The following is a 24,195-nucleotide window of genomic DNA, read 5'->3' as shown; positions in this document are numbered from 1 at the left end:
TGGGCGTCGCCATGTCCCCGCTGTCCCGGGGGTTGCTGCCCTTGGTGATGGTCGTCTGGTGGGGCGTCTGGTTGGGAGGGGCGCCCGCACCCCCGGCGGCGGCCCACGCTGCGCTCGTCTCCTCCGACCCGGCGGAGGCGAGCCTGGTGGAGACCCTCCCGTCGCGGGCCGTGCTCAGCTTCAGCAGCCCGATCCTCGAGGTCCACGAGCTCACCGTGACCGGGCCCGACGGCGACGTGGTCAACGGCGAGGCGACGCTGGCCGAGGCGGAGGTGCGCCAGAACCTCTGGGCGGGCCCCGACGGCGACTACGTGATGGTCTACGACGTGGTGGCCGCCGACGGCCACGAGATCAGCGGCGAGGTGCGCTTCGAGGTGGGCGCGCTCTCCGCACCGGCAGGGGCCGCAGGCGGCCTGGACGGCAGCGCGGAGGGCAGTGAGGAGGGCAGTGAGGGCGGCAGGGAGGCCGCCGGGCCCTGGGCGGAGCGGAGCCTCCTGCTCGCCGCCGCCCTGGTCGTGCTGGGCGGGCTGGTGCTCGTGCACAGACGGCGGGCGGCCGATCGGGCCTGAGCCGCTCGTGGGGCCGGGCGGGCACCCGACTGCACCGTTGCGGCGAAACCCTTGCACGTGTGCGAGAACACGTTCTAGGTTGGACACGTGTCCAGCCAGGTGTCCAACGTCACACGACGCGGCGTGAACCCCCGCCAGTCCGAGACCGTCGCCCGGCTCCTGGCGGCAGGAGCCGAGGAGCTCCGTGCGGTGGGCGCCGAGGCGCTGACGATCCGCACGGTGGCGGCCCGGGCGGGCGTCTCGCCGGCGACGGCGTACACCTACCTGGCGTCCAAGAACCACCTGTTCGCCGACCTGTTCTGGCGCTACCTCGCCGAGGACACCGGTGGCCTTGCGGGCCCCGACGCGGACCCCGACGTGGTCGCCCGGCTGCGGACCGTCACCCGGCACCTCGCCGCGCGGTTGGCAGCGGCACCCGAGCTGGCCGCGGCCGTCACCCCGGCGCTGCTCGGCACCGACCCCGACGTGGACCGGCTGCGGCTGCGCATCGGCGGGGAGCTGGTGCGCCGGTTCCGCACCGCGCTGGCGCCCGAGGGCGACGTACCCGTCGACGAGGCGGTGCTCGAGACCCTGACGCTGTCGTTCTTCGGCGCTCTGCTGCAGACCGGCATGGGGCTGCTGACCTACGCCGAGCTCGCCGACCGCCTCGACGCGGTCGTCGCCGTGATCATGAAGGGCCACACCCGATGAGCACCCTCACCGAGACAGAGGCGCGGGTCTCCGGGCCGCTCGTCTTCGACCCCTACGACTACGCCTTCCAGGCCGATCCCTATCCGGTCTACCGACGCTGTCGCGACGAGGACCCGCTGCACCACAATCCCGACCTCGATCTCTGGGTGCTGACCCGGCACGCCGACGTCCAGCACGCGGTGCGCACCGAGGGCGTCTACTCCAACGCGATGGGCGTCTCGATCGACAGGTCTGCCTGGGGACCCGATGCGCACCGGGTGATGTCGTTCCTCGGCATGGACCCGCCGCGTCAGACGCGGTTGCGCTCGCTGGTCTCCAAGGGGTTCACGCCGCGCCGGGTCACCGAGCTGGTCCCGCAGGTCGAGCGGCTCACCGCGCTGCACCTCGGCCGGTGCGTCGAGCGCGCCCGGGACGGTGAGGGCCTGGACTGGATCCACGACTTCGCCGGCCGGCTGCCGATGGACGTCATCTCCGAGATGATGGGCGTGCCCGAGGCCGACCGCGCCGAGCTGCGCCGCCTCGCCGACCTGGTCGTGCATCGTGAGCCCGGCACCTACGACGTACCGCAGGCCGGCATGGAGGCCAGCCTCCACTTGGTCGCGTACTACGCCGAGATGGTCGCCCAGCGCCGCCGCCGGCCCACCGACGACCTCACCGGCGCGCTGCTCGCCGCCGAGATCGACGGCGACCGGCTCGAGGACGAGGAGATCATCGCCTTCCTCTTCCTGATGGTGGTCGCGGGCAACGAGACCACCACCAAGCTGCTCGGCCACGCGTTGTTCCACCTGACCCGCCACCCCGACCAGGAGGCGGCGGTCTTCACCGACGTCGCCGCGGGCGAGCAGCTGGTCTCGCCGTGGATCGAGGAGACGCTGCGCTACGACACCTCCAGTCAGATGGTCGCGCGCCACCTGCTCGCCGACGTCTCGCTGCACGGGCGCACCGCACCCGCCGGCGCCAAGCTGCTGCTCGTGCTCGGCTCGGCGAACCGCGACGACCGGGTGTTCGCCGACCCGGACCGCTTCGACGTCTTCCGCGACAAGGCCGAGGTCGCCCAGCTGCTCAGCTTCGGCGGCGGCCGGCACTTCTGCCTCGGCGCCAACCTGGCCCGCATGGAGGCCCAGATCGCCCTGCGCGAGCTGGTCCGCGCCGTACGCCGCGTCGAGGTCGACCACGCCGCCAGCGTGCGGGTGCACTCGGTCAACGTCCGCGGCTTCGCCTCGGTGCCGGTCCGGCTGGAGGTCCGATGAGCCCCCGCGAGAGGTACCACCGCCCCGCCCGGCGCCCGGTCGTCGTCACCGGGGCGTCCTCCGGCATCGGCGCGGCGACGGCCCTGGTGCTGGCCGCCGCCGGCCACCCGGTGGCCCTCGGCGCCCGGCGCAGCGAGCGCTGCGAGGAGGTTGCCGCACAGATCCGCAGCACGGGTGGCGAGGCGTTCGTGCACCCCCTCGACGTCAGCGACGAGGAGTCGGTGGAGACCTTCGCGAAGGCGGCGGCTGCGGCGCTCGGCGACATCGAGGTGCTGATCAGCAACGCCGGCTCGCTGGCTCCCGGCACCATCCACGAGGTCGAGCCCTCGCGGATCGCCGCCGAGCTCGACGTGAACGTCGTGGGCGCGCACCGAATGATCCGGGCGCTGGTGCCCGGCATGGTCGAGCGGCGCCGCGGCGACGTCGTGTTCGTCTCCAGCGACGTCGCCGTGCGGGCCCGCCCGCACATGGCCGCCTACGCCGCCGGCAAGTGGGGCCTGGAGGGGCTGGCCCACGCGATGCAGATGGAGCTGGAGGGCACCGGCGTGCGCGCCTCGATCGTGCGCCCCGGTCCGACCTGGAGCGAGATGGGCGCCGACTGGGACCCCGAGGAGGGCGCCCGGGTGCTCAACGCCTGGGAGCGGTTCGGGCTGGCGCGGCACCCGCACTTCCTCAAGCCGACCGCGATCGCCGAGGCGATCGGCACGGTCGTCGCGGCGCCGCGCGGCGTCCACATCAACCTGATCGAGGTCTCGCCCGAGGCTCCGCTCGCCGACCGTTCGGAGGACCGATGAGCAGCACCACGACCGGGCTCGAGGGCATCCCCGAGGTGTCCTACGCCCTCGGCGACGGACCCGAGCGCGACGCCGCCGCCGAGTGGGGACACCTCGCCGAGATGCGGGTCGACCCGATCGGGCTCTTCGACCGGCTCCGCGCCGAGTGCGGCGAGATCGGCCGGTTCCGGCTCGCCGACCGCGACGTCGTGCTGGTGTCCGGCGCGCAGGCCAACGAGCAGTTCTTCCGGGCCCCGGACGCGACCCTCGACCAGGCCGCGGCGTACCCGTTCATGACGCCGATCTTCGGCAAGGGCGTCGTCTTCGACGCCTCCCCGGAGGAGCGTCAGCAGATGCTCAAGAACCAGGCGCTGCGCGGCGACATGATGCGCGGGCACGCCGCCACGATCGAGGCGGAGGTCCGGCGGATGGTCGCCGACTGGGGCGACGAGGGCGAGATCGACCTGCTCGACTGGTTCGCCGAGCTGACCATCTACACCACCTCGGCCTGCCTGATCGGCAAGCCGTTCCGCGAGGAGCTCGACGCCCGCTTCGCCCGGGAGTACCACGACCTCGAGCGCGGCACCGACGCGCTGGCCTACGTCGACCCGTACGCCGACATCGAGAGCTTCCGGGTCCGCGACGCCGCGCGCGAGAACCTGGTCGCCCTGGTGCAGGACATCATCGACCGGCGGGTCGCGGCCGGCTCCGGTGCCGGCTCGGATGCCGGCAAGCGGGACCTGCTGGACGTGCTGATCTCCCTCGACATGAGCGCCGACTACATCACCGGCATCTTCATCTCGATGATGTTCGCCGGGCACCACACCACCTCCGGCACCGCCTCGTGGGCGCTGATCGAGCTGATGCGCGACCCCGCCCTGATGGCAGAGGTGGTCACCGAGCTCGACGAGCTGTACGCCGACGGCTCGGAGGTCTCCTTCCAGGCGCTGCGCTCGATCCCGGTGCTGGAGGCGGCGCTGAAGGAGACGCTGCGGCTGCACCCGCCGCTGGTGATCCTGATGCGGGTCGTGGCCGAGGAGATCGAGCTCGCCGGGCACCGGATCCCGCCCGGCGTCACCGTCGCCGCCTCGCCGCGGGTCTCCAACAGGCTGGCCGAGGACTTCCCCGACCCCGAGCGGTTCGACCCCTCGCGCTACCTCGACCCGCGCCAGGAGGACCTGCAGAACCGCTGGACCTGGATCCCCTTCGGCGCCGGCAAGCACCGCTGCGTCGGCAACGCCTTCGCGATGATGCAGATGAAGGCGATCTTCTCGGTGATCCTGCGCGACTTCGAGTTCGAGCTGGCCCAGCCGAGCGAGGCCTACCGCGACGACGTCTCCAAGATGGTGATCCAGCTCCAGCAGCCGTGCCGGGCGCGCTACCGGCGCCGGGATCGCGAGACGAGCGGGTGATGAGGGTCCGGCGATGAGGGTCCGGGCCGACCTGGACCTGTGCCAGGGCCACCAGATGTGCCTCGGCGAGGCACCGGACGTCTTCGGGTTCGACGCCACCGCCGACGTGGTCACGGTGCTCCAGGAGCACCCCGCCGAGTCCGCGCGTCCGCAGGTCGCGGCCGCCGTGAAGTACTGCCCAGCGATGGCGCTGGCGCTGGAGGAGGACAACGATGAGTGAGCTCACCCGTGCCGAGATCGAGGAGTTCTGGGAGTCCTGGCTGGAGGTGAACCGGGAGGCCGAGCGCATCGGGGACTGGCGGGTGCTGGCCGAGTCGTTCGCCGAGGACGCGACGTACGGCTGGATGTACTCCGTCGACGAGCACTTCATGGCCGTCGGGCGCGAGCAGATCCGCGACTGGGCGATCGGCATCGAGATGGACGGCTTCGACGGCTGGCGCTACGACTACCAGTGCGCGGTGATGGACGAGCGCAAGGGCATGATCGTCGGGTTCTGGAAGCAGCGTTCCGGCATCGTCGACGACCGCACCGGCGAGGAGTTCGAGATCCGCGGCCTCGGCGGCAGCTGGTTCGGCGTCGAGCGCCAGGTGGGCGGTCCGGACGACGGCCTGGTCAAGATCGCCTGGCAGCGCGACTGGTTCGACATGCCCTCGACCGCGCACACGTTCATCGAGATCCTCAAGTCCGGCAAGGCGCCCGAGACGCTGACCGAGCGGATGAAGGTCACCGGCCTGGAGGTGCCCGGCCACTACCGCCACGCCGACCTGCCCTCCACCGTCTGGCCGCCGCCGGTCGAGGAGGGGCGCTACCTCGCCCCGAAGTCGGTACAGCAGCAGGTCCAGCCGCCGGCCGCGGGGCCGTCCGCGTGAGCGGGCCGAGCACGCCGCCGGCGCAGCAGCTCGTCGACGGCAAGCTGTCCGGGGCCTCCGACGGCGCGACGTACCCGATCCACAACCCGGCGAACGGCGCGGAGATCGGGGTGGCGCCGGACTCGACGGCCGCCGACGTCGATGCCGCGATCGCCGCGGCCCGGCAGGCCTTCGACGAGGGGGAGTGGCCCCACGACGTGGCGCTGCGGGTGCGGTGCCTGCGCCAGCTGCACGCGGCGCTGCTGGAGCACGCCGCGGCCTTCACCGCACTGACCACGGCCGAGGTCGGGATGCCCGGGTTCATGATGGGCGCCGCCGGGTTCGACGTGCCGGTGGCGGGGCTGGCCTGGGTCACCGACCTGCTGGAGACCTACGAGTTCGAGACCGACCTCGGGGTCGCCAAGCCGATGGGCATCGCGTCCCGGCGTACGGTGCGGCGCGAGCCGGTCGGGGTGGTCGCGGCGATCACGCCGTGGAACGTGCCCACCCAGATCAACCTGGCCAAGATCGGTCCCGCGCTCGCCGCGGGGTGCACGGTCGTGCTCAAGCCGGCCCCTGACACGCCCTGGGTGGCCGCGGAGCTGGGCCGCCTGGTCGCCGAGCACACCGACATCCCGCCGGGGGTCTTCAACGTCGTCACGCCGCGATCGAACGAGGTGGCCGCGGTGCTGAGCACCGACCCGCGCGTCGACATGGTGTCGTTCACCGGCTCCACCGCCACCGGCCGCGCGATCATGGCGGCGGCGGCGCCGACGCTGAAGAAGGTCTTCCTCGAGCTCGGCGGCAAGTCCGCCGCCATCGCCCTCGACGACGCCGACGTCGCCGCGGTGGCCGGCGCCGCGGCGTTCACCACCTGCATCCACGCCGGCCAGGGCTGCGCGATCACGACGCGCCTCCTGGTCCCGCGCGAGCGGTACGACGAGGCGGTGCAGGTGGCCGCGGCGACGATGGAGTCCATCGGCGCCAAGGACCCCGCCGACCCCGGCGCCATCTGCGGGCCGGTGATCTCGGCGGTGCAGCGCGACCGGGTCGAGGCCTACCTGCGCCTCGCCGAGGAGGAGGGCGGGGTGTTCGCCACCGGCGGGTCGGTGATCGACCAGCCCGGCCACTGGGTGCAGCCCACGGTCGTCGCCGGGCTCGACAGCTCGGCCCGCGTGGCGCAGGAGGAGATCTTCGGGCCGGTGCTCGTCGTGCTCGCCCACGACGGCGACGACGACGCGGTCCGCATCGCCAACGACTCGGTCTACGGCCTGTCCGGGTCGGTCGACTCCGCATCCGTGGAGCGGGCCACCGCCGTCGCGCACCGCATCCGCACCGGCACCCTCGCCGTCAACGGCGGGGTCTGGTTCAGCCCGGACGCGCCGTTCGGCGGCTACAAGCAGTCCGGCATCGGTCGGGAGATGGGGGTCGCGGGCTTCGAGGAGTACCTCGAGACCAAGACCCTCGCGTTCCCGGCCTGAGCCGTCCACCTCCACCCGCTCGAGAGGAACACCATGCGTCTGCAGGACAAGGTCGTCGTCGTCACCGGGGCGGCGCAGGGGATCGGCGAGGCCTACGCCCGCGCGATCGCCGCGGAGGGCGCCGCGGTCGTGGTCGCCGACCTCCACGAGGAGGCGGGGCAGAAGGTGGCCGCCGGGATCGAGGAGAGCGGCGGCCGGGCGATCTTCGTGCGCACCGACGTCTCCTCCCACGACTCCGCGGCGGCGCTGGCCGAGCGCACGGTCGCCGAGCTCGGCGGCATCGACGGGCTGGTCAACAACGCCGCGATCTACGGCGACATGCAGTTCGACCTGCTGATCAGCGTGGACTGGGACTACTACCGCAGGTTCATGGCCGTGAACATGGACGGCGCGCTCGTGATGACCCGTGCGCTCTACCCGCACCTGCGGCGCCGCGGCGGTGGCGCGATCGTCAACCAGAGCTCGACGGCCGCCTACCTCTACTCCGGCTTCTACGGGCTCGCGAAGGTCGGGATCAACGGCCTCACCCAGCAGCTGGCCCACGAGCTCGGCGGGATGGGCATCCGGGTCAACGCGATCGCCCCGGGCCCGACCGACACCGCCGCGACGCGCACCCAGGCGGGCGGGGCCGCCGAGGAGCTGGTCAAGGCGATGGCGATCAAGCGGATGGGACAACCGGCCGACATGGTCGGCGCGTGCGTCTTCCTGCTGTCGGAGGAGTCGTCGTGGATCACCGGCCAGATCCTGGCCGTCGACGGCGGGCAGACGTTCCGTGGTTGAGCAGGGGGTCGGGCGCTCGCCGGTCGTCGGGTTCGTCGGGCTGGGCAACATCGGGCGCCCGATGGCGCTGCGCCTGGCGGCCTCCGACCTGGCGCTGGTGGTGTACGACGTCGCACCGGAGCCGCTGGCCGAGCTGGCCGCCGCCGGGGCGAAGGTGGCCGACGATGTGGCCGGCCTCGCCCGCGAGTCCGACGTCGTCTGCGTGATGGTCCGCGACGACGAGCAGGTGCGCGACGTGCTCGATCAGGTGCTCGCCGGCGCCGAGGGCCCCCGCACGGTGGTCGTGCACTCGACCGTGGCGCCGGGAACGCCCGCGGCGCTCGCGGAGCTCGCCGCGCCCCACGGCGTACGACTGCTGGACGCGCCGGTGAGTGGCGGCGCCATGGGGGCCGCCGACGGCACCCTCGCGATCCTCGTGGGGGGCACCGACGCGGCCTTCGAGTCCGCGCGGCCGGTGCTGGAGGTGATGGGCTCGAAGGTCGTGCACGCCGGACCGGTCGGGGCCGGCACCCGCTTCAAGCTGGCGCGCAACCTGATGCACTTCGTCGCGTTCACGGCCGCCACGGAGGCCCAGCGCCTCGCCGAGGCCGCCGGGCTGTCGTTGAAGGACCTCGGCGAGGTGGTGCGCCACACCGACGCGGTCACCGGCGGGCCCGGCGCGATCATGCACCGCGAGACGACTGCGCGGCTCGAGCCTGACGACTTCTGGCACGGCGTGATGTCCCACGTGGTGGCGCTGGGGGAGAAGGACCTCGGCTTCGCCCTCGACCTCGCCGACGAGCTCGGCGTCGACGTACCCCTGGCGCGCCGGGCGCGCGCCGACCTCGCGAAGGGACTGGGCCTGTGAGCACCGGCAAGTTCGACGACCTGCCCGAGACCCGCCGCCGCGGGCTGGAGCGGATGGAGCAGGTCTACGGCTTCGACATGAGCGACGGCGACGGCGACTTCTTCCGCTACACCGCCGACCACCTCTTCGCCGACATCTGGAACCGCCCCGGCCTCTCCGACCGGGACCGGCGACTGCTGCTGATCGGCCTGCTCGCCGGCTCCGGCGGCCAGGACGTGCTGACCATCCAGATCCCCGCCGCCTACGCGGCCGGCGAGCTCGACGCGACCGAGCTGCGCGAGATCGTGATCCTGCTGTGCCACTACGCCGGCTGGCCGATGGGCTCGCGAGTCAACGCGATCGTCGAGGACACCATCGCCAAGGCGGAGAGGAAGGCGCGGAGCCGGGAGGCGTAGTGGTGCCGGGGGCCGGTGTCTTTCGGCGCAATTGCTGGGATACGTGCACCCCGCGCCCACTCGCACACCTACCCCGTCGAGGCGAAGTCGGATGTCGGCGTACGGGGCTACCGTCGACGGATGGACGAGGAGCAGCTGCGCGGAGCGACGATCCGCGACGTCGACCTGAGCGGCACGCGCTTCGTCGGCGTGGTCGCCGAGCACCTGGAGATCACCGGGGAGTTCGATCGCCTCGAGGTCAACGGGGTCGACGTCGTGCCGCTGGTCGCCGCCGAGCTCGACCGGCGCCACCCCGAGCGCGCCCGGCTGCGCCCCACCACCACGGCGGGCTACACGGAGGCGTTCACGCTGCTCGAGCAGCTGTGGGCGGGCACCGTCGATCGCGCCCGCGGGCTCGACCCGGCGCTGCTGCACGAGCGGGTCGACGACGAGTGGTCCTTCACCGAGACGCTGCGCCACCTCGTCTTCGCCACCGAGAGCTGGATCGGCCGGGTGGTCCAGGGCGTGCCCTCGCCGTGGCACCCGCTGTCGCTGCCGTGGGAGCAGATGGCGCCGACTCCCGGCGTCCCCTCCGACCGCGACGCCCGCCCCGGCCTCGAGGAGGTGCTGGAGCTGCGCTCCTCACGCCAGGCCTGGGTGCACGACGCCCTCGACGGTCTCCCCGACGCCGCACTGACCGAGGTCCGCACCGTCCCCGACGGACCGGGCTGGCCGCCGGCGGGGAAGCAGGTCCCGGTCGCGCACGCCCTCGACATCGTGATCAACGAGGAGTGGTGGCACCGCCAGTACGCCGAGCGTGACCTCACCGCACTCATCCACCGTCAGGAGCAGACATGACCACCTCCGAGCAATCGTCCACGCCTCCCTGGGAGCCGCCGTACGCCGGCGCCGAGGCCGAGCAGCTGCTCGCCGCGCTCGACCGGCTCCGCGCGACGTTCCGCTGGAAGACCGACGGCCTCGACGCAGCGGGGCTCAACGCCGGGATCGGCAGCTCCGCGCTCACCCTGGGCGGGCTGCTCAAGCACCTCTCGGCGGTCGAGGCGACCCACGTGCCGTGGAAGATGCTCGGCATGGCGCCGGGTGAGCCGTGGCAGTCCCACGACTGGGACGCCGACCCCGACTGGGACTTCCGCAGCGCCGCCGACGACAGCGCGGCCGCGCTCTACGCGCAGTACGACGACGCTGTCGTCCGCTCACGCGAGCTGCTGAACGCCGCTGTGGCCGACGGCGGCCTCGACCGGCCCGCGGCCGTCAGCGAGCAGTGGGGCGAGACGGTCACCATGCGGCGGCTGGTGTGCGACCTGATCGAGGAGTACGGCCGGCACACCGGGCACGCCGACCTGCTCCGGGAGGCGGTCGACGGTCGCACCGGCGAGGACCCGCCGCAGCACTGGCGGCCGTCCGGCACCGGCGGTGCCTGGCTCGTGTGAGGACCGCCGCAGCGAGGGGGCCACCCGGCGGGAACCAGGCCTTGGGACCATACGTTGGCACCATCGACGATGCCGCGGATGAGCGGCTCGTCACCAGGTCCCCCGACTGAAAGAGCCATGGACGTTCAACATCCGGTCCCGCCCGGCCCAGCGGTCCCCGCCCACCCGACGAGGCGTGAGGGGGCCGGGCGATGACACCGCTGCTGTCCCTCCTGCTCGGCATCCTGGTGATCACGCTGATCACGGCCGTCACCGGGTACTTCGTCGCCCAGGAGTTCGCCTACATGGCGGTCGACCGCTCGCGGCTCAAGGCGCACGCCAGCACCGGCGACCCGGTCGCCCGGCGCGCGCTGCAGGTCACCGGGCGCACGTCGTTCATGCTGTCCGGGGCCCAGCTCGGCATCACCGTCACCGGCCTGCTCGTCGGCTACGTCGCCGAGCCCCTCGTCGGCTCGGCCCTCGGCGAGATGCTGGGCGGCGTCGGCGTACCGACCGCTGTCGGCGTCGGCGTCGGCACCGTGCTGGCGCTGCTGCTCTCGACCGGCATCCAGATGGTCTTCGGCGAGCTGTTCCCCAAGAACCTCGCGATCGCCCGCCCGGAGCCGGTCGCGCGGAGCCTGGCGACCTCGACCCTGCTCTACCTCAAGGTCGCCGGCTGGCTGATCTGGGTCTTCGACCAGTCCTCCAACCTGCTGCTGCGCGCCCTGCGCATCGAGCCCGTGCACGACGTGGAGCACTCCGCGACCGCACGCGACCTCGAGCACATCGTGGCCGAGTCCCGCGCCGCCGGTGACCTGCCCGAGGAGCTGTCGATGCTCTTGGACCGGGTGCTCGACTTCCCCGACCAGAACGTCGCCCACGCGATGATCCCGCGCGTGCGCGTGGACACCGTCGAGCCCGGCATGAGCATCGCGGAGCTGCGTGCCGAGATGGCCGGCGGCCACTCGCGCTACCCGGTGCTCGACGACGACCGGGTGGTCGGCGTGGTCCACCTCATCGACATCCTGGAGTTCGACGGCGACGCCGCGCTCAGCACCGTGGGCGACCTCGCCCGTCCGCCGCTGATGCTCCCCACGGCGATGCGGCTGCCCGACGCCGTACGCGAGCTCGCTCGCACCCGCAACCAGCTGGCCTGCGTGCTCGACGAGCACGGCAGCTTCGACGGCATCCTCACCGTCGAGGACCTCGCCGAGGAGCTGGTCGGCGAGATCACCGACGAGCACGACCAGCTCGCCGACCGGGTCTTCGCCGTCGACCTCGCCTCCGACGCGTCGTCGGCCTGGACGCTGGCCGGCAGCCGGCACGTCGACGAGGTGGAGCGGGCGGTCGGCCACGACCTGCCCGAGGGCGAGTACGAGACGATCGCCGGTCTGCTCATCGAGCACCACGGCCGGTTCCCCGAGGTGGGTGAGGTGATCACCGTCGAGCTGCCGCTCGACCCCGGCGGCTACGCCGAGAGCGAGGACCCGCAGCCGGTCCTGGCACATTTCGAGATCCTCGAGGTCGAGGACCACATCCCCGCCTCGGTCCGGCTCTCGCTGAGCACCGAGTCCGACGCTGGCAGCACCAGCCACCTGGTCGAGGAGGGCCGGTCCTGATGGAGAACCCCTGGGTGGTGGCCCTCGCCACCGTCGCCATCATCGCGCTGAGCGCGTTCTTCGTCGCGGTCGAGTTCGCCCTGATCGCGGCCCGGCGTCACCGTCTCGAGGACGCCGCCACGACCAGCCGCTCCGCCCGCGCCGCGCTGCGCAGCTCCTCGGAGCTCACGCTGCTGCTCGCCGGCTCCCAGCTCGGCATCACGGTCTGCACCCTCGCGCTGGGTGCGATCACCAAGCCCGCCGTGCACCACTGGCTCACCCCGCTGTTCGCCGACTGGGGCATGGCGGCCTGGCTGGCCGACGTCGCCGGCTTCGTCCTCGCCCTGATCATCGTGACCTTCCTGCACCTGGTGGTGGGCGAGATGGCGCCGAAGTCGTGGGCGATCGCGCACCCCGAGCGCTCCGCGATCATGCTGGCCATCCCGATGCGGGCCTTCATGTGGACCACCCGTCCGCTGCTGCGCGGGCTCAACGAGGCCGCGAACTGGTGCCTGCGCCGGGTCGGGGTCGACGCCACCGAGACGGTGTCCAGCGGCCAGGACCCCGCCGCCCTGCGCCAGCTCGTCGAGCACTCGACCAACGTCGGTGCGCTCGACGCGAGCTACTCCGCCCAGCTCTCGGGCGCGCTGCAGCTCGAGACCATGACCCTGGCCGACATCGTGCGCCGCGCAGCGGTGGTCTCGGTGCCCCGTGCTGGGACGGTGGGGGAGGTGCAGGCGGCCTCGCGGGCCTCCGGGCACCTGCGGATCCTGGTGGCCGAGCCCACCGGCAGGGTCGAGAGCGCCGTGCACGTGCGCGACACGCTGGCGCTGAGCGCCGAGGATCCGTTCGAGGAGCTCGTGCGCCCGGTCGCGCGGTTCCCCGTGTCGATGACCGTCTACGACGCGCTCGCCCGGATGCGTCGGGACTCCAGCCACCTGGTGCTCGTCGAGGACGCCGGCGAGGTCGTGGGCGTCGTGACGATCACCGACCTGCTGCGTCAGCTGTTCCCGCACGTCGCAGCGGCCTGAGCCGCCTGCCGTCCTCGCCGTCCGGCCGGCGCCCTCCTCCGCGGGTCACCAGCCGGGCGGCAGGGCGGTGAAGTCGGCCGGGCGGCCCTCGGCGAAGGCGCTCAGCGCCTCGAGGTTGGCGGGTCCGCCCATCAGCTCGGCGAACGCGGCGTTCTCGCGCTCCCGGGCGGCGTCGATGTCGGCGCGCAGCGGGGCGCTCATCGTGCGCTTGACCGCGACCAGGCTCGAGATCGGGCGGGCCGCGAGCACCTCGGCGTGCCGGGTCGCCTCGGCCAGGAGGTCCCCGGGCTCGCAGACCTTCCACACCAGGCCCATCTCGTGCGCCTGGGCGGCGTCGATCCACTCGGAGGACATCAGCATCCACGCGGCGTCCTGACGCCCGACCAGCCGCGGGAAGAGGTAGGACGACGCCGCCTCGGGCGCCACGCCCAGCGAGGTGAACGGGCACTTCAGCCGCGCGGTGCTCGCCATGAACGCGAGGTCGGCGAAGCCGAGGATCGTCGCGCCGATGCCGATCCCGATGCCGTTGACCGCGCAGATCAGCGGCTTGGGGAACTCCACGAGCGCGTCCAGCAGGCCGATGAACCCGTGCTTGCCCGGCACGAACTCCGGGTCGGTCGTGCGCGCGTGCATCTCGCGCAGGTCGGTGCCGGCGCTGAAGGCCCGGCCGGCCCCGGTCAGCAGCACCACCGCGACGCCCGGGTCCGCCGCCGCGTCCAGCAGCGCCTCGGTGGTCGCGTCGTACAGCGCCTCGTCGAAGGCGTTGAGCGCGTCGGGACGGTCGAGCACGAGGGTGCGCACCCGCTGGTGGTCGGAGATCTGCAGCGTCATGGGCCGCAGACTAGAACAGGTTGCAGGCCTGTGGAGGGTCGCCGTGGTCGGCCCCGACGACCCGCTGTCGGCGGGCGGGGTTAGCGTCGGGGGGTGAGCTCCTCCGCCGCGCGCGAGCGGGTCTGGCGCCCGTCGTGGCCGGCCACCCCGCAGACGATGCGCGCGCTGCGCCGGGGCCCGGGGGACCCGACCTACCAGGTGGACGGAGCGGGCCGCCACTGGCGCGGGATCGGTACGCCGGAGGGCCCGGCGACCCTGGTCCTGCACGCGCGCCGCGACCTCGGCGAGATCCACGCGCAGGCCTGGGGCCCGGGGGCCGACTGGGCGCTGGCCTCGGTCCCCGACCTGCTGGGCGACAGCGACGACTGGAGTGGCTTCGAGCCCCGGCACCCGGTGCTGAAGGAGGCCTGGCGGCGCCATCCGCACCTGCGTCTCGGGCGCACCGGGCTGGTGCTCGAGGCCCTGGTGCCGGCGGTGCTGGAGCAGAAGGTCACCGGCCAGGAGGCGTTCGCCGGCTTCCGGATGCTGGTGCAGCGCTACGGCGAGCCCGCACCGGGCCCGGGCGCCGACCGGCGGCTGCGCGTCCAGCCCGGCGCCGAGGCGTTGCGGCGCGTCCCGTCCTGGGCATGGCTGCAGATGCACGTCGACGGCGCCCGCTCCCGAGCGATCGTGACCGCCGCGCGGGTCGCGGATTCGCTCGAGCGGACGGTCGGGCTGCCCGGCGACGAGGTGGACCGCCGGCTGCGCTCGCTCCCGGGCATCGGCGTCTGGACGAGCGCCGAGGTGCGCCAGCGCGCCCATGGCGACCCCGATGCCGTGTCGTTCGGGGACTACCACGTGGCCAAGGACGTCGGCTGGGCGCTGACCGGCACGGAGTTCGACGACGCCCAGCTCGAGGCCTTCCTCGAGCCCTGGCGCCCCCAGCGCGGCCGCGTCCCGCTGCTCGTCGTGGTCGCCGGCCTGCACCGACCCCGGCGTGGCCCCCGGATGGCGCCCCGCACCCACCTGCCGGCGCAGGTCCGGCGGCGCTGATCCGGTGGTCCGGTCGAGCAGCGCGGCCGCGCCGCCACGCACTAGGCTCCGAGCGTGGCCGCGCACGAGGACCCGCCGCCGCTCGAGCAGCCGGTCGAGCGGCCGGTCCTGAGCCCGGGGGTCCGCTGGCTCGCGCGCGGGCTGACCGTCCTCGGTGTGCTCTGCCTGTTCGTGGGGATGCTCGCCGGCGTCGTGAACCGGGAGGTCGTCGACGGCAGCGAGTTCGCCCGGCACGCCGACGCGGTGCGCTCCGACCCGGCGGTCGCCCGGCACCTCGGCGTCGCGTTGACCGACGAGGTCCTCGAGGCCGAGCCCGAGCTGGCCGCGGTGCGTCCTCTGGTCGAGTCGACGGCGAGCGCGATCATCGCCAGCGACGCCCTCGGGCCCGTGGTCCGCTCGGTGCTGGAGCCCCTGCACGGCGCGCTCGTCTCCACCGACCAGGACCAGGTGGTGCTGCGCATCGCCGACGTCGCGGCCGTGCTGGTCACCGCGCTGCGCGAGGTCGCGCCCGACGCCGGGGCCCGGATCCCCGACGACCTCGAGGTCACGCTCTCCGCGTTCGGGGGCCAGGACTTCACCACCGATCTGATCGAGGCGGCGCAGGCGATCGCCCTGCTGGCCTGGTTGCTCCCGTTGCTCGGTGTGCTCCTGCTCGCCGCCGCCGGGTGGCTACGCCTCCGCACCTGGGACTCCGCGCTCCGACGTGTCGGGGAGGGGGCGTTGCTGGTGGTCGCTCTCCTCGTCGTCGGCAACGTGGTCACCGGCGCGCTCCTCGGCGCCCGGGCCGGCGACGGCCTGTCGGGGGCGCTGGTGCTCGCCATCTGGGACGAGCTCGACGACTCGCTGTGGCGCACCACCGCCGTGGTCGGGGCGGTGGCCCTGCTGACCGTCCTGGTCTCGACCCCCGAGGCCCGGCAGTCGCCGGCCGCGCTGGCCGCCCGTGGCCGCGAGCTCGCGCTCGGCACGGGGACCCCGCGGATGACCGCAGCACGCGGCGCCGCGGTCCTGGGGGGCGGTCTGCTGCTGGTCGTGCGCCCGCTGCAGGTGTTGGCCGTCGCCCTGGTCGCCCTCGGTGTGGCCCTCGTCCTGTACGGGCTGCTGGAGCTGGGTCGGTCGTTCATCACCTACCTCGACCGGGTCTCGCCACGACCGGGCCACGCGCACGGGCGGCTCCTGCGCGTGGTCGCGGGCGGGCTCGCCGCGCTGCTCATCGCCGGGACGCTGGTCCTCGGCGGCTGGCCCGCCGGCACGCGCTACCCCGCGGCGAGCAGGCCGGACCCCGGCTGCAACGGCCACGTCGAGCTCTGCGACCGCCGTTACGACGAGATCGCCCAGGTGGCCACGCACAATTCGATGGCGGCCGTCGACGAGCCCGGCTGGTTCCTCGGCGAGCAGCCGACCGGGGTGATCGGGCAGCTCGAGGACGGCGTCCGGGTCTTCCTCATCGACTCCTGGTACGGCCAGACCACCGACCGTGAGGGTGTGATCGCGACCGCCGAGGACGGCCGTGACGCGGCGCTGGCGGAGGCCCGCGAGCTGTACGGCGCGGCGGTCGTCGAGTCCGCGTTGCGGGTGCGCTCGGCGCTCTCCCTGGAGCCGACGGGGGAGCCCGAGCCGTACCTGTGCCATGCGCTGTGCGAGCTCGGCTCGACGGCCTGGACGCCGCTGATGAGCGAGGTCGAGGAGTGGCTGGAGGCCAATCCCCGCCAGGTGCTGACGTTCTTCATCCAGGACGAGGTCAGCCCCGAGGACACCGCGAAGGTGTTCGACGACGCTGGCCTGCTGCCCTCCGTCTACACCCCGGAGCGTGGGGAGCCCTGGCCGACGCTCGCGGAGATGTCGGAGTCCGGCCAGCGTGTGGTCGTGCTTCACGAGAACGTCGGCGGCGGGGATGAGTACCCCTGGATCATCGACGCCACGATCTGGTCCCAGGACACGCCGTACAGCTTCGCCAGCCCGTCGGACTTCACCTGCGAGCTGTTCCGTGGGCGCGCGACCGCACCGCTGTTCCTGGTGAACCACTGGCTCAGCGGGTTCGCGACCAAGGTGGCCAGCGCGAGCCGGGTGAACTCCGAGGACGTGCTGCTGCCGCGCCTGGAGCAGTGCTGGCGCGAGCGTGGGCAGATCCCCAACTTCGTCGCCGTCGACCACTACGACCTCGGGGACGTCCAGGGGGCCGTCGACGCGATCAACGGCGTCGGCTGAGCCGCGGCCGCCGGCCGCCGGGCCCGGCGCTCAGAGCAGCGGACGCAGCGGGGCGAGCACGTTCTCGGTGAACTTGCGGTGCAGGTCGCGCGCCGCCCACTCGCCCGCGGTGAGCTCGAGGGAGTGGGACTGGTCGACGCTGAAGATCTCCTCGAGGTTCTGCGCCAGGCCCTCGTCGAAGATCTCGACGTTGATCTCGTAGTTGCCCTGGAGGCTGAGCCGGTCGATGTTGGCGGTGCCGACGGTGCTCCAGCTGCCGTCGATGGTCATGGTCTTGGCGTGGACCATCGCGTCGCGGTAGCGGAAGATCCGCACCCCGGCGTCGAGCAGCTGGCTGTAGTAGCCGCGCGAGATCCAGTCGGCCACGACGTGGTTGGACTTCAGCGGCACCAGGAGCCGCACGTCGACCCCGCGCTGGGCCGCCGCGCGCAGCGTGTCGACGAAGTCCTGGTCGGGCAGGAAGTAGGCGGTGGTCAGCCAGACCCGGCGGTAGGAGCGGGCGATCGCCTCGAGGTAGAGGTTGCGGATCGGGAACATCCACAGCCGCGGCACGTTGCGGTGGATCCGGATCTGCGGCTCCCAGGTGGAGGCGGTGTCGAGCAGCAGCGGCGGCTCGCTGGCGTGCAGGCGCCGGCGACGGTTGAGGTTCCAGAAGTCGGCGAAGGCGCGCTTGAGGTCCCACACCGCCGGGCCGGTGACCCGGATGTGGGTGTCGCGCCACTCCGTCTCGTAGGCCGAGCCGATGTTGTAGCCGCCGACGAACGCCTCGGAGTCGTCGACCACGAGGATCTTGCGGTGGTCGCGGCCGTAGCGGGTGACGTCGAAGAAGCGCCACCCCGCGGCGTACGAGGGGAAGCGGAGCACCTTCATCGGGCGCGGGAAGCGCTTGAACCGGGGGTTCACCACGAGGTTCCCGAACCCGTCGTAGATGCAGTAGACCTCCACGCCGCGCCGCGCGGCGTCGGCGAGGGCCCGCTTGAATCGCTCGCCGACCTCGTCGCCCTTCCACAGGTAGGTCTCGAAGAGCACCTGGCGCTTCGCGCCCTGGATCGCGGCGAGCATGTCGGCGTAGAGGTCGGCGCCGTAGGTGTAGGTCGTGATCGTGCCCTCGCCGACGTCGACGCTGCGCGGCGGCGTCACCGGGAACGGCTTCGGCTTCTTGCCCCGGCGCCGGTAGGAGTCGACCAGCGACATCGCGATGGCCAGGATGAACGGCGCTGCGACCAGCGCGGCCAACGCCCTGCGCAGGTTCAACAGCAGGCGGTCGGTGCGCGGGGCAGGGCTCGTCACGGGAGCCAACCTAGTCAACGCCCCCACGAAGCGCGCGTCCCGGTTGTCGGGGGGTCGCGTCTAGGCTCGGTGTCATGCGACCGGTCACCGATCTCGAACGCCGCGTGGCGCCCTTCAAGGTCGTCTCGGACTACTCACCCTCCGGCGACCAACCGGCGGCGATCGCCGAGATCACCAAGCGGGTCAACGCCGGGGTGCAGGACATCGTGCTGCTCGGCGCCACCGGCACCGGCAAGACGGCCACCGTGGCCTGGGTGGCCGAGCAGGTGCAGCGCCCGGTGCTGGTGCTCCAGCCCAACAAGACGCTCGCCGCCCAGTTCGCCAACGAGCTGCGCCAGCTCTTCCCCGACAACGCGGTCGAGTACTTCGTCAGCTACTACGACTACTACCAGCCCGAGGCCTACGTCCCGCAGACCGACACCTACATCGAGAAGGACTCCTCGATCAACGAGGAGGTCGAGCGGCTGCGGCACAGCGCGACCAACTCGCTGCTGACCCGGCGCGACGTCATCGTGGTCTCGACGGTCTCCTGCATCTACGGCCTCGGGACCCCGCAGGAGTACGTCGACCGGATGCTGCGCCTGCGCGTCGGCGAGGAGCACGACCGCGACTCGATCCTGCGCCGCCTGGTCGAGATCCAGTACACCCGCAACGACATGTCCTTCACCCGCGGCACCTTCCGGGTCCGTGGCGACACCCTCGAGATCTTCCCGGTCTATGAGGAGCACGCCGTGCGCATCGAGTTCTTCGGCGACGAGATCGAGCGGCTGATGACCCTGCACGCCGTCACCGGTGAGGTGCTGACCGAGGACGAGGAGCTCCACGTCTTCCCGGCGTCGCACTACATCGCGGGCCCCGAGCGCATGGAGCGCGCGATCGCCGGGATCGAGGCCGAGCTCGAGCAGCAGCTCGCCAAGTTCGAGCGCGAGGGCAAGCTGCTGGAGGCCCAGCGGCTGCGGATGCGCACCACCTACGACATCGAGATGATGCGCCAGGTCGGCTCCTGCTCGGGCATCGAGAACTACTCGATGCACATGGACGGCCGCGCCCCCGGCAGCGCCCCCAACACCCTGCTCGACTACTTCCCCGAGGACTTCCTGCTCGTCGTCGACGAGTCGCACGTCGCGGTCCCGCAGATCGGCGGCATGTACGAGGGCGACATGTCGCGCAAGCGCAACCTGGTCGACCACGGGTTCCGCCTGCCCAGCGCGATGGACAACCGGCCGCTGCGCTGGGAGGAGTTCCTCGAGCGCATCGGGCAGACGATCTACCTCTCCGCGACCCCGGGCGACTACGAGCTCGACAAGGTCGGCGGCGACGCCGTCGAGCAGATCATCCGCCCCACCGGCCTGATCGACCCCGAGGTCGTGGTCAAGCCGACCAAGGGCCAGATCGACGACCTGATCCACGAGATCCGGCTGCGCACCGAGCGCCACGAGCGGGTCCTGGTCACCACGCTCACCAAGAAGATGTCCGAGGACCTCACCGACTACCTCCTCGACGCCGGCATCCGCACTCGCTACCTGCACTCCGAGGTCGACACCCTCAAGCGCATCGAGCTGCTGCGCGACCTGCGCCTCGGCGAGTACGACGTCCTGGTCGGCATCAACCTGCTGCGCGAGGGCCTCGACCTGCCCGAGGTGTCGCTGGTCGCGATCCTCGACGCCGACAAGGAGGGCTTCCTGCGCTCGGACAAGTCGCTGATCCAGACGATCGGGCGCGCGGCCCGCAACGTCTCCGGTCAGGTGCACATGTACGCCGACAAGATCACGCCCTCGATGGAGAAGGCGATCGAGGAGACCAACCGGCGTCGCGAGAAGCAGGTCGCCTACAACACCGCCCACGGCATCGACCCGACGCCGCTGCGCAAGAAGATCGCCGACATCACCGACATGCTCGCCCGCGAGGACGAGAACACCCAGGCGCTGCTGCAGACCTGGGCCGGCACCGAGGCCAAGGGTCGCGCCGGCGGGGTGAAGGCCAAGCAGCCGGTCCCGGCCCTGGGCGCCGACGCGGGCAAGCACGCGGCCGATCTCGCCGGCATGCCGAGCGCCGATCTGGCCCAGCTGGTCCAGGATCTCACCGACCAGATGCGCAACGCCGCCGCGGAGCTGCAGTTCGAGGTCGCCGCCCGGCTGCGCGACGAGATCTCCGAGCTCAAGAAGGAGCTGCGCCAGATGATCGAGGCGACCAAGTAGGTCCGGCCGCCCGATCGCCGAGGCTCAGTACGCCCCCGGCGGCAGGCCGCGACGCTGGCGCTTCAGCGCCTTCGCCCGCTCGCGCTCGATGCGGCGCACGTGCTCCTCGATCCGATCGTGGCGACCGACGGTGGTGCGCAGCAGGTTGACCAACGTCGCCGCCATGACGATCAGCGGCCACGGGAAGTACGGCTCGAAGTGCCCACTCCCGAACGAGGTCGCCACCCAGACCGCCCAGCAGATGAGGGTGGGGCCGATGAAGGCGAGGATGGCGGCGCGCCGATCGGCCTCGTAGCGCCGAGCCGCCTCGCGGCGTACGTCCTCGACGCGCATCGGCACCCGCAGCCCGGACTTCACGGTGACGGTGATCGGCACCAGGTCGAGGACCAGGGCGGGGATCTCCGCGTAGGTCTTGAGGGCGTCCGCTGCCGCGGAGCGCTCCTCGAGCTCGTCGTGGTCGAGGCGGCCCTCGGCGTAGGCCTGGGCGAGCAGTTGCTGCACGGCCGCCCGGTCGCCGTCCGAGGCCCGTAGGGCTGCGTGCTGCGGAAGTCGCGGGTCCAGGCTGAACCCTGCCCAGGGGTCGTCGGTGCTCACCCGAGCCATCGTAGGTCCGTTGTCGGTGCCCAGGCCTAGGTTCGAGGCATGAGCGAGATTCGAGAGGTCCAGGTCACCGTCGACTGCGCCGACCCTCGGGCGCTGTCCCTCTTCTACAACGCCGTGCTCGGCTACCAGCTGCCACCGCTGCCGCCCGGGTTCGGCTCCTGGGACGACTTCGCCGCGAGTCTGCCCCCCGAGCAGCGCAACAGCGCCTCGGCCAGCGAGGACCCGGTCGGTCGTGGGCCGCGCATGTTCTTCCAGCGGGTCCCTGAGGCGAAGAGCGTCAAGAACAGGATCCACCTCGACGTGCGGGCCGCGCCCGGGCTGACGGGAGAGGAGCGGATGGCCGCGCTCGAGGCGGAGGCCGAGCGGCTCGTCGCCCTCGGGGCACGCCGTCTCGAGCGGCACGAGCCCGCGCCGCCCATGGGTGCGGGACACCTGGTGATGTCCGACCCGGAGGGCAACGAGTTCTGTCTGGACTGAGCACCTCCTACGATGAGGCGGTGACAGGCCAGTCAGCGCCGCGGTTCGCGGTCTCCATCGGAGTCTGGGCGGTCGCTCTCAGCGTCTACGTGCTCGCGGTCTTTCACCGCTCGTCCCTGGCCGTCGCGGGGCTGGCGGCCAGCGAGCGCTTCGACATCTCCGCCTCCCAGCTGGCGACGTTCACCATGCTCCAGCTGCTGGTCTATGCGCTGATGCAGATGCCGGTCGGTCTCCTGGTGGACCGCTTCGGCCCGCGCACGGTGCTGCTCACCGGGCTGGCGATGATGACCGCGGCCCAGACCCTCTTCGCGCTCGCCGACTCCTATGCGCTCGCACTCCTCGCGCGGGTGGTCGTCGGGGCCGGCGACGCGATGGTGTTCATCTGCGTGCTGCGGGTGGTGAGCAGCTGGTTCCCGGTGCGCCGGATCCCCGTCTTCACCCAGCTCACTGGCACCGTCGGCCAGCTCGGCGCCCTGGCCGCCGCGGCACCGATGACCTGGGCGCTGGGCGCCGTGGGCTGGACGCGCGCCTACCTGGTCGCCGCGGCCCTGGGCCTGCTCATCGGCGTGGCCGTGCTGCTGGTGGTGCGCGACAGCCCGGAGGAGCGCCACGTCCGCGGCCCCAGCACCTCGCCGCGCGCCCTGGTCGGCGGGCTCGTGGAGGCCTGGCGGCTGCCCGGCACCCGGCTGGGCTTCTGGGTGCACTTCTGCACGCCGTTCAGCGCCAACCTGCTCACGATGCTGTGGGGCTACCCGTTCTTCGTGAAGGGGGAGGGCCGCACCCCCGGCGAGGCCGGCCTGCTGCTGTCGCTGATGGTGCTCACCTTCATCGTCGCCGGCCCGGTCATCGGCTGGTACATCGGCAACAACCCCTGGCACCGCTCCACGATCGTGCTGAGCGTGGTCGCCGCGATGGTCCTGACCTGGGCCGTCGTCCTGGCCTGGCCGGGCAGCGCCCCGATGTGGCTGCTGGTCGTGCTGGTCGTGGTGGTGGCGATCGGCGGGCCGGCGTCGGTGATCGGGTTCGACATCGGCCGTACGTCGAACCCCGTCGAGCGGCTCGCCAGCGCCACGGGGATCATCAACCAGGCGGGCTTCTACGCGACCCTGCTGCTGGTGATCCTCGTCGGCGTCGTCCTGGACTGGCGCACCCCCGGTGGGGGCACGGACTATCCGCCCGAGGCGTTCACCTGGGCGATGAGCGTGCAGTTCCCGTTCTGGGCGCTGGGACTCCTGCAGACCTGGCGCTACCGACGCCGCGCCCGCAGCGCGCTGGGCGGGGTGGCCACGCAGGTGCCGGCCACGTTCTGATCCGCCATGATCGGGCGATGGACGTCGTCGAGCTGACCGCACGGGCCCGGGCGCTGCCCGGCGCCTGGGCCGACAACCCCTGGGAGCACGCGCACCCGGTGATCAAGGTCGGGCCGGGGGAGCGCGGGAGGATCTTCGCCTTCCTGAAGGCCGACGCGGTCGGGGTGAAGTCCGCCCGGACGCGCGAGGAGGCCGACGAGTGGCTGCACCGCCATCCCGAGGACGCCACGGTGATGCCCTACCTCGGCCGGAACGGCTGGAACGACCTGCGCCTGGACGGTGCGATCCCCGACGACGAGCTACTCGCGGCGCTCGAGGAGTCCTACCGCCTCGTCGTCGCGGGGCTCCCGGCGCGGCTGCGCCCGCCGGGCTGGGAGGACCCGGGAGCCGCGGCGGCCGGCGTCAGGACACCCGACGGGCGACGGTGAGCCCGACCAGGCGTGAGATCACCAGCGCGACGTAGAGCACGCCGGTCACCATCTCGACCATGACGATCGAGCGCGCGTGCGCGGCCACCGGGGCGACGTCGGAGAGCCCGACGCTGGTGAGCACCGAGAACGACAGGTAGAGCAGCTCGAACCAGTCGCGCGCATCGCCGCCCTCGGCGCCGATGAACGACCCCGGCCACACGACCTGCGCCGCGGCGTACAGGTAGGCGAATGCCCACGCCACGACGGTGAACGCAGCGCCCGTGGCGTACAGCTCGTCGCGGGTCACCCGGTCGTCGTGGAAGAGGTAGCGGATCATCGCGTAGGAGACGTAGAAGTAGAACGGCGCGTGCAGCAGCGCCGAGACCAGCACCACCCAGTCGGTGTCGGGCGCGATCGCCTCCGCCACCGTGAACGCCATCGCGGGCGCACCGAAGCACGCCGCGACCCAGCTCAGCGCCGGCGTACGCCGCACGGCCCAGCCGGCGATCAGGACGACCCCCATCTGCACGACCCCGAGCACCGCACGTCCCGCGGCGGCACCGTCGAGGAAGGGGTAGGCGAGCACGGCGACCAGCTGCGCGACCAGCAGGACCGCGGAGGGGTGGGTGCCCAGCACGGTGCGGACGCTCGGCGTGGAAGGGGCGCTCACCCGGCGATCGTAGGCGCAGCCGGTCGGTACGTGACGCGGGCGACACGCCCTGCTAAACTAGAACCTGTTCTAGAAATCGGCCGTCT

The 24,195-nt window shown here is 72.4% G+C and carries 25 protein-coding genes; 21 read left to right on the top strand and 4 right to left on the bottom strand.

The window, feature by feature from the left end; all coding sequences use genetic code 11:
- The first annotated feature begins 11 nt into the window (after positions 1-11).
- From HBO46_RS10610 to HBO46_RS10540, 15 genes are all read left to right on the top strand, one after another.
- Entirely contained in the window at positions 12-569 is a 558-nt protein-coding gene (locus tag HBO46_RS10610; RefSeq protein ID WP_166137931.1) for a copper resistance CopC family protein, read from the top strand.
- A gap of 87 nt (positions 570-656) precedes the next feature.
- Entirely contained in the window at positions 657-1,259 is a 603-nt protein-coding gene (locus HBO46_RS10605) for a TetR/AcrR family transcriptional regulator (RefSeq protein WP_166137933.1), read from the top strand.
- Positions 1,256-2,509, top strand: a complete 1,254-nt coding sequence (locus HBO46_RS10600) for a cytochrome P450 (protein ID WP_166137936.1) — start codon at positions 1,256-1,258, stop codon at positions 2,507-2,509. The genes HBO46_RS10605 and HBO46_RS10600 overlap by 4 nt, the downstream gene beginning before the upstream one ends.
- Positions 2,506-3,303, top strand: coding sequence for an SDR family oxidoreductase (locus HBO46_RS10595; RefSeq protein WP_166137939.1), 798 nt, complete (start codon positions 2,506-2,508; stop codon positions 3,301-3,303). Before HBO46_RS10600 ends, HBO46_RS10595 begins: the two co-directional genes overlap by 4 nt.
- On the top strand, positions 3,300-4,694 hold the full coding sequence (locus HBO46_RS10590) for a cytochrome P450 (RefSeq protein WP_166137942.1): 1,395 nt from the start codon (positions 3,300-3,302) through the stop codon (positions 4,692-4,694). Before HBO46_RS10595 ends, HBO46_RS10590 begins: the two co-directional genes overlap by 4 nt.
- A 13-nt stretch (positions 4,695-4,707) precedes the next feature.
- Positions 4,708-4,914: a ferredoxin gene (locus HBO46_RS10585; RefSeq protein ID WP_166137947.1), complete on the top strand. Its 207-nt coding sequence runs from the start codon at positions 4,708-4,710 to the stop codon at positions 4,912-4,914.
- Positions 4,907-5,563, top strand: coding sequence for a nuclear transport factor 2-like protein (locus tag HBO46_RS10580; RefSeq protein ID WP_191480121.1), 657 nt, complete (start codon positions 4,907-4,909; stop codon positions 5,561-5,563). The genes HBO46_RS10585 and HBO46_RS10580 overlap by 8 nt, the downstream gene beginning before the upstream one ends.
- On the top strand, positions 5,560-7,023 hold the full coding sequence (locus HBO46_RS10575) for an aldehyde dehydrogenase (protein ID WP_166137950.1): 1,464 nt from the start codon (positions 5,560-5,562) through the stop codon (positions 7,021-7,023). The genes HBO46_RS10580 and HBO46_RS10575 overlap by 4 nt, the downstream gene beginning before the upstream one ends.
- A 33-nt stretch (positions 7,024-7,056) precedes the next feature.
- Positions 7,057-7,803, top strand: coding sequence for an SDR family oxidoreductase (locus tag HBO46_RS10570; RefSeq protein WP_166137953.1), 747 nt, complete (start codon positions 7,057-7,059; stop codon positions 7,801-7,803).
- Positions 7,796-8,650: an NAD(P)-dependent oxidoreductase gene (locus tag HBO46_RS10565; RefSeq protein WP_224768993.1), complete on the top strand. Its 855-nt coding sequence runs from the start codon at positions 7,796-7,798 to the stop codon at positions 8,648-8,650. The genes HBO46_RS10570 and HBO46_RS10565 overlap by 8 nt, the downstream gene beginning before the upstream one ends.
- A complete protein-coding gene (locus HBO46_RS10560; protein WP_224768992.1) occupies positions 8,647-9,045 on the top strand; it encodes a carboxymuconolactone decarboxylase family protein in 399 nt (132 codons plus the stop codon). Before HBO46_RS10565 ends, HBO46_RS10560 begins: the two co-directional genes overlap by 4 nt.
- A gap of 120 nt (positions 9,046-9,165) precedes the next feature.
- Positions 9,166-9,882 carry a DinB family protein gene (locus tag HBO46_RS10555; protein ID WP_166137956.1) on the top strand — a complete coding sequence of 239 codons (717 nt, stop codon included), beginning with the start codon at positions 9,166-9,168 and terminating at the stop codon, positions 9,880-9,882.
- The gene (locus HBO46_RS10550; protein WP_166137959.1) at positions 9,879-10,475 is read left to right on the top strand and encodes a mycothiol transferase; all 597 of its coding nucleotides are present in this window, start codon (positions 9,879-9,881) and stop codon (positions 10,473-10,475) included. Before HBO46_RS10555 ends, HBO46_RS10550 begins: the two co-directional genes overlap by 4 nt.
- Before the next feature lie 191 nt (positions 10,476-10,666).
- Positions 10,667-12,073: a hemolysin family protein gene (locus HBO46_RS10545; RefSeq protein ID WP_166137964.1), complete on the top strand. Its 1,407-nt coding sequence runs from the start codon at positions 10,667-10,669 to the stop codon at positions 12,071-12,073.
- Entirely contained in the window at positions 12,073-13,083 is a 1,011-nt protein-coding gene (locus tag HBO46_RS10540) for a hemolysin family protein (RefSeq protein WP_166137967.1), read from the top strand. The genes HBO46_RS10545 and HBO46_RS10540 overlap by 1 nt, the downstream gene beginning before the upstream one ends.
- A gap of 45 nt (positions 13,084-13,128) precedes the next feature.
- Here HBO46_RS10540 and HBO46_RS10535 read toward each other — a convergent pair whose 3' ends face one another.
- A complete protein-coding gene (locus HBO46_RS10535) occupies positions 13,129-13,914 on the bottom strand; it encodes an enoyl-CoA hydratase/isomerase family protein (RefSeq protein ID WP_166137970.1) in 786 nt (261 codons plus the stop codon).
- A gap of 93 nt (positions 13,915-14,007) precedes the next feature.
- Between HBO46_RS10535 and HBO46_RS10530 the strand changes: the two genes are divergently transcribed.
- Together HBO46_RS10530 and HBO46_RS10525 are read left to right on the top strand one after the other, a co-directional pair.
- Positions 14,008-14,946 carry a DNA-3-methyladenine glycosylase family protein gene (locus tag HBO46_RS10530; protein WP_224768991.1) on the top strand — a complete coding sequence of 313 codons (939 nt, stop codon included), beginning with the start codon at positions 14,008-14,010 and terminating at the stop codon, positions 14,944-14,946.
- 54 nt (positions 14,947-15,000) lie between these two features.
- Positions 15,001-17,151 (top strand): PI-PLC domain-containing protein, encoded by a 2,151-nt coding sequence (locus tag HBO46_RS10525; protein WP_166137973.1) that lies wholly within the window; start codon positions 15,001-15,003, stop codon positions 17,149-17,151.
- 30 nt (positions 17,152-17,181) lie between these two features.
- Here the strand turns inward: HBO46_RS10525 and HBO46_RS10520 are convergent, their stop codons facing one another.
- Positions 17,182-18,441 (bottom strand): phospholipase D-like domain-containing protein, encoded by a 1,260-nt coding sequence (locus tag HBO46_RS10520; RefSeq protein ID WP_224768990.1) that lies wholly within the window; start codon positions 18,439-18,441, stop codon positions 17,182-17,184.
- A gap of 74 nt (positions 18,442-18,515) precedes the next feature.
- Here HBO46_RS10520 and uvrB point away from each other — a divergent pair, with 74 nt between their 5' ends.
- Positions 18,516-20,639, top strand: coding sequence for an excinuclease ABC subunit UvrB (gene uvrB / locus HBO46_RS10515; protein ID WP_166137976.1), 2,124 nt, complete (start codon positions 18,516-18,518; stop codon positions 20,637-20,639).
- A gap of 24 nt (positions 20,640-20,663) precedes the next feature.
- Here the strand turns inward: uvrB and HBO46_RS10510 are convergent, their stop codons facing one another.
- Positions 20,664-21,233, bottom strand: coding sequence for a DUF1707 SHOCT-like domain-containing protein (locus HBO46_RS10510; RefSeq protein ID WP_166137979.1), 570 nt, complete (start codon positions 21,231-21,233; stop codon positions 20,664-20,666).
- A 48-nt stretch (positions 21,234-21,281) separates the two neighbouring features.
- Here HBO46_RS10510 and HBO46_RS10505 point away from each other — a divergent pair, with 48 nt between their 5' ends.
- Genes HBO46_RS10505 through HBO46_RS10495 form a run of 3 tightly spaced genes read left to right on the top strand, consistent with a single transcriptional unit; the run spans position 21,282 to position 23,457 of the window.
- Positions 21,282-21,719 (top strand): VOC family protein, encoded by a 438-nt coding sequence (locus HBO46_RS10505; RefSeq protein ID WP_166137982.1) that lies wholly within the window; start codon positions 21,282-21,284, stop codon positions 21,717-21,719.
- 20 nt (positions 21,720-21,739) lie between these two features.
- Positions 21,740-23,029 (top strand): MFS transporter, encoded by a 1,290-nt coding sequence (locus HBO46_RS10500; RefSeq protein ID WP_224768989.1) that lies wholly within the window; start codon positions 21,740-21,742, stop codon positions 23,027-23,029.
- 17 nt (positions 23,030-23,046) lie between these two features.
- Positions 23,047-23,457, top strand: coding sequence for an MmcQ/YjbR family DNA-binding protein (locus HBO46_RS10495; protein WP_166137985.1), 411 nt, complete (start codon positions 23,047-23,049; stop codon positions 23,455-23,457).
- Here the strand turns inward: HBO46_RS10495 and HBO46_RS10490 are convergent.
- Positions 23,432-24,109, bottom strand: a complete 678-nt coding sequence (locus HBO46_RS10490; protein ID WP_166137988.1) for a two pore domain potassium channel family protein — start codon at positions 24,107-24,109, stop codon at positions 23,432-23,434. The genes HBO46_RS10495 and HBO46_RS10490 overlap by 26 nt on opposite strands.
- Positions 24,110-24,195 lie beyond the last annotated feature (86 nt).

Source organism: Nocardioides ochotonae (assembly GCF_011420305.2).
Taxonomy (GTDB): Bacteria; Actinomycetota; Actinomycetes; order Propionibacteriales; family Nocardioidaceae; genus Nocardioides; species Nocardioides ochotonae.
Note: the sequence above shows the minus strand (reverse complement) of the source record. Positions and strands in the feature narration are given on the sequence as shown.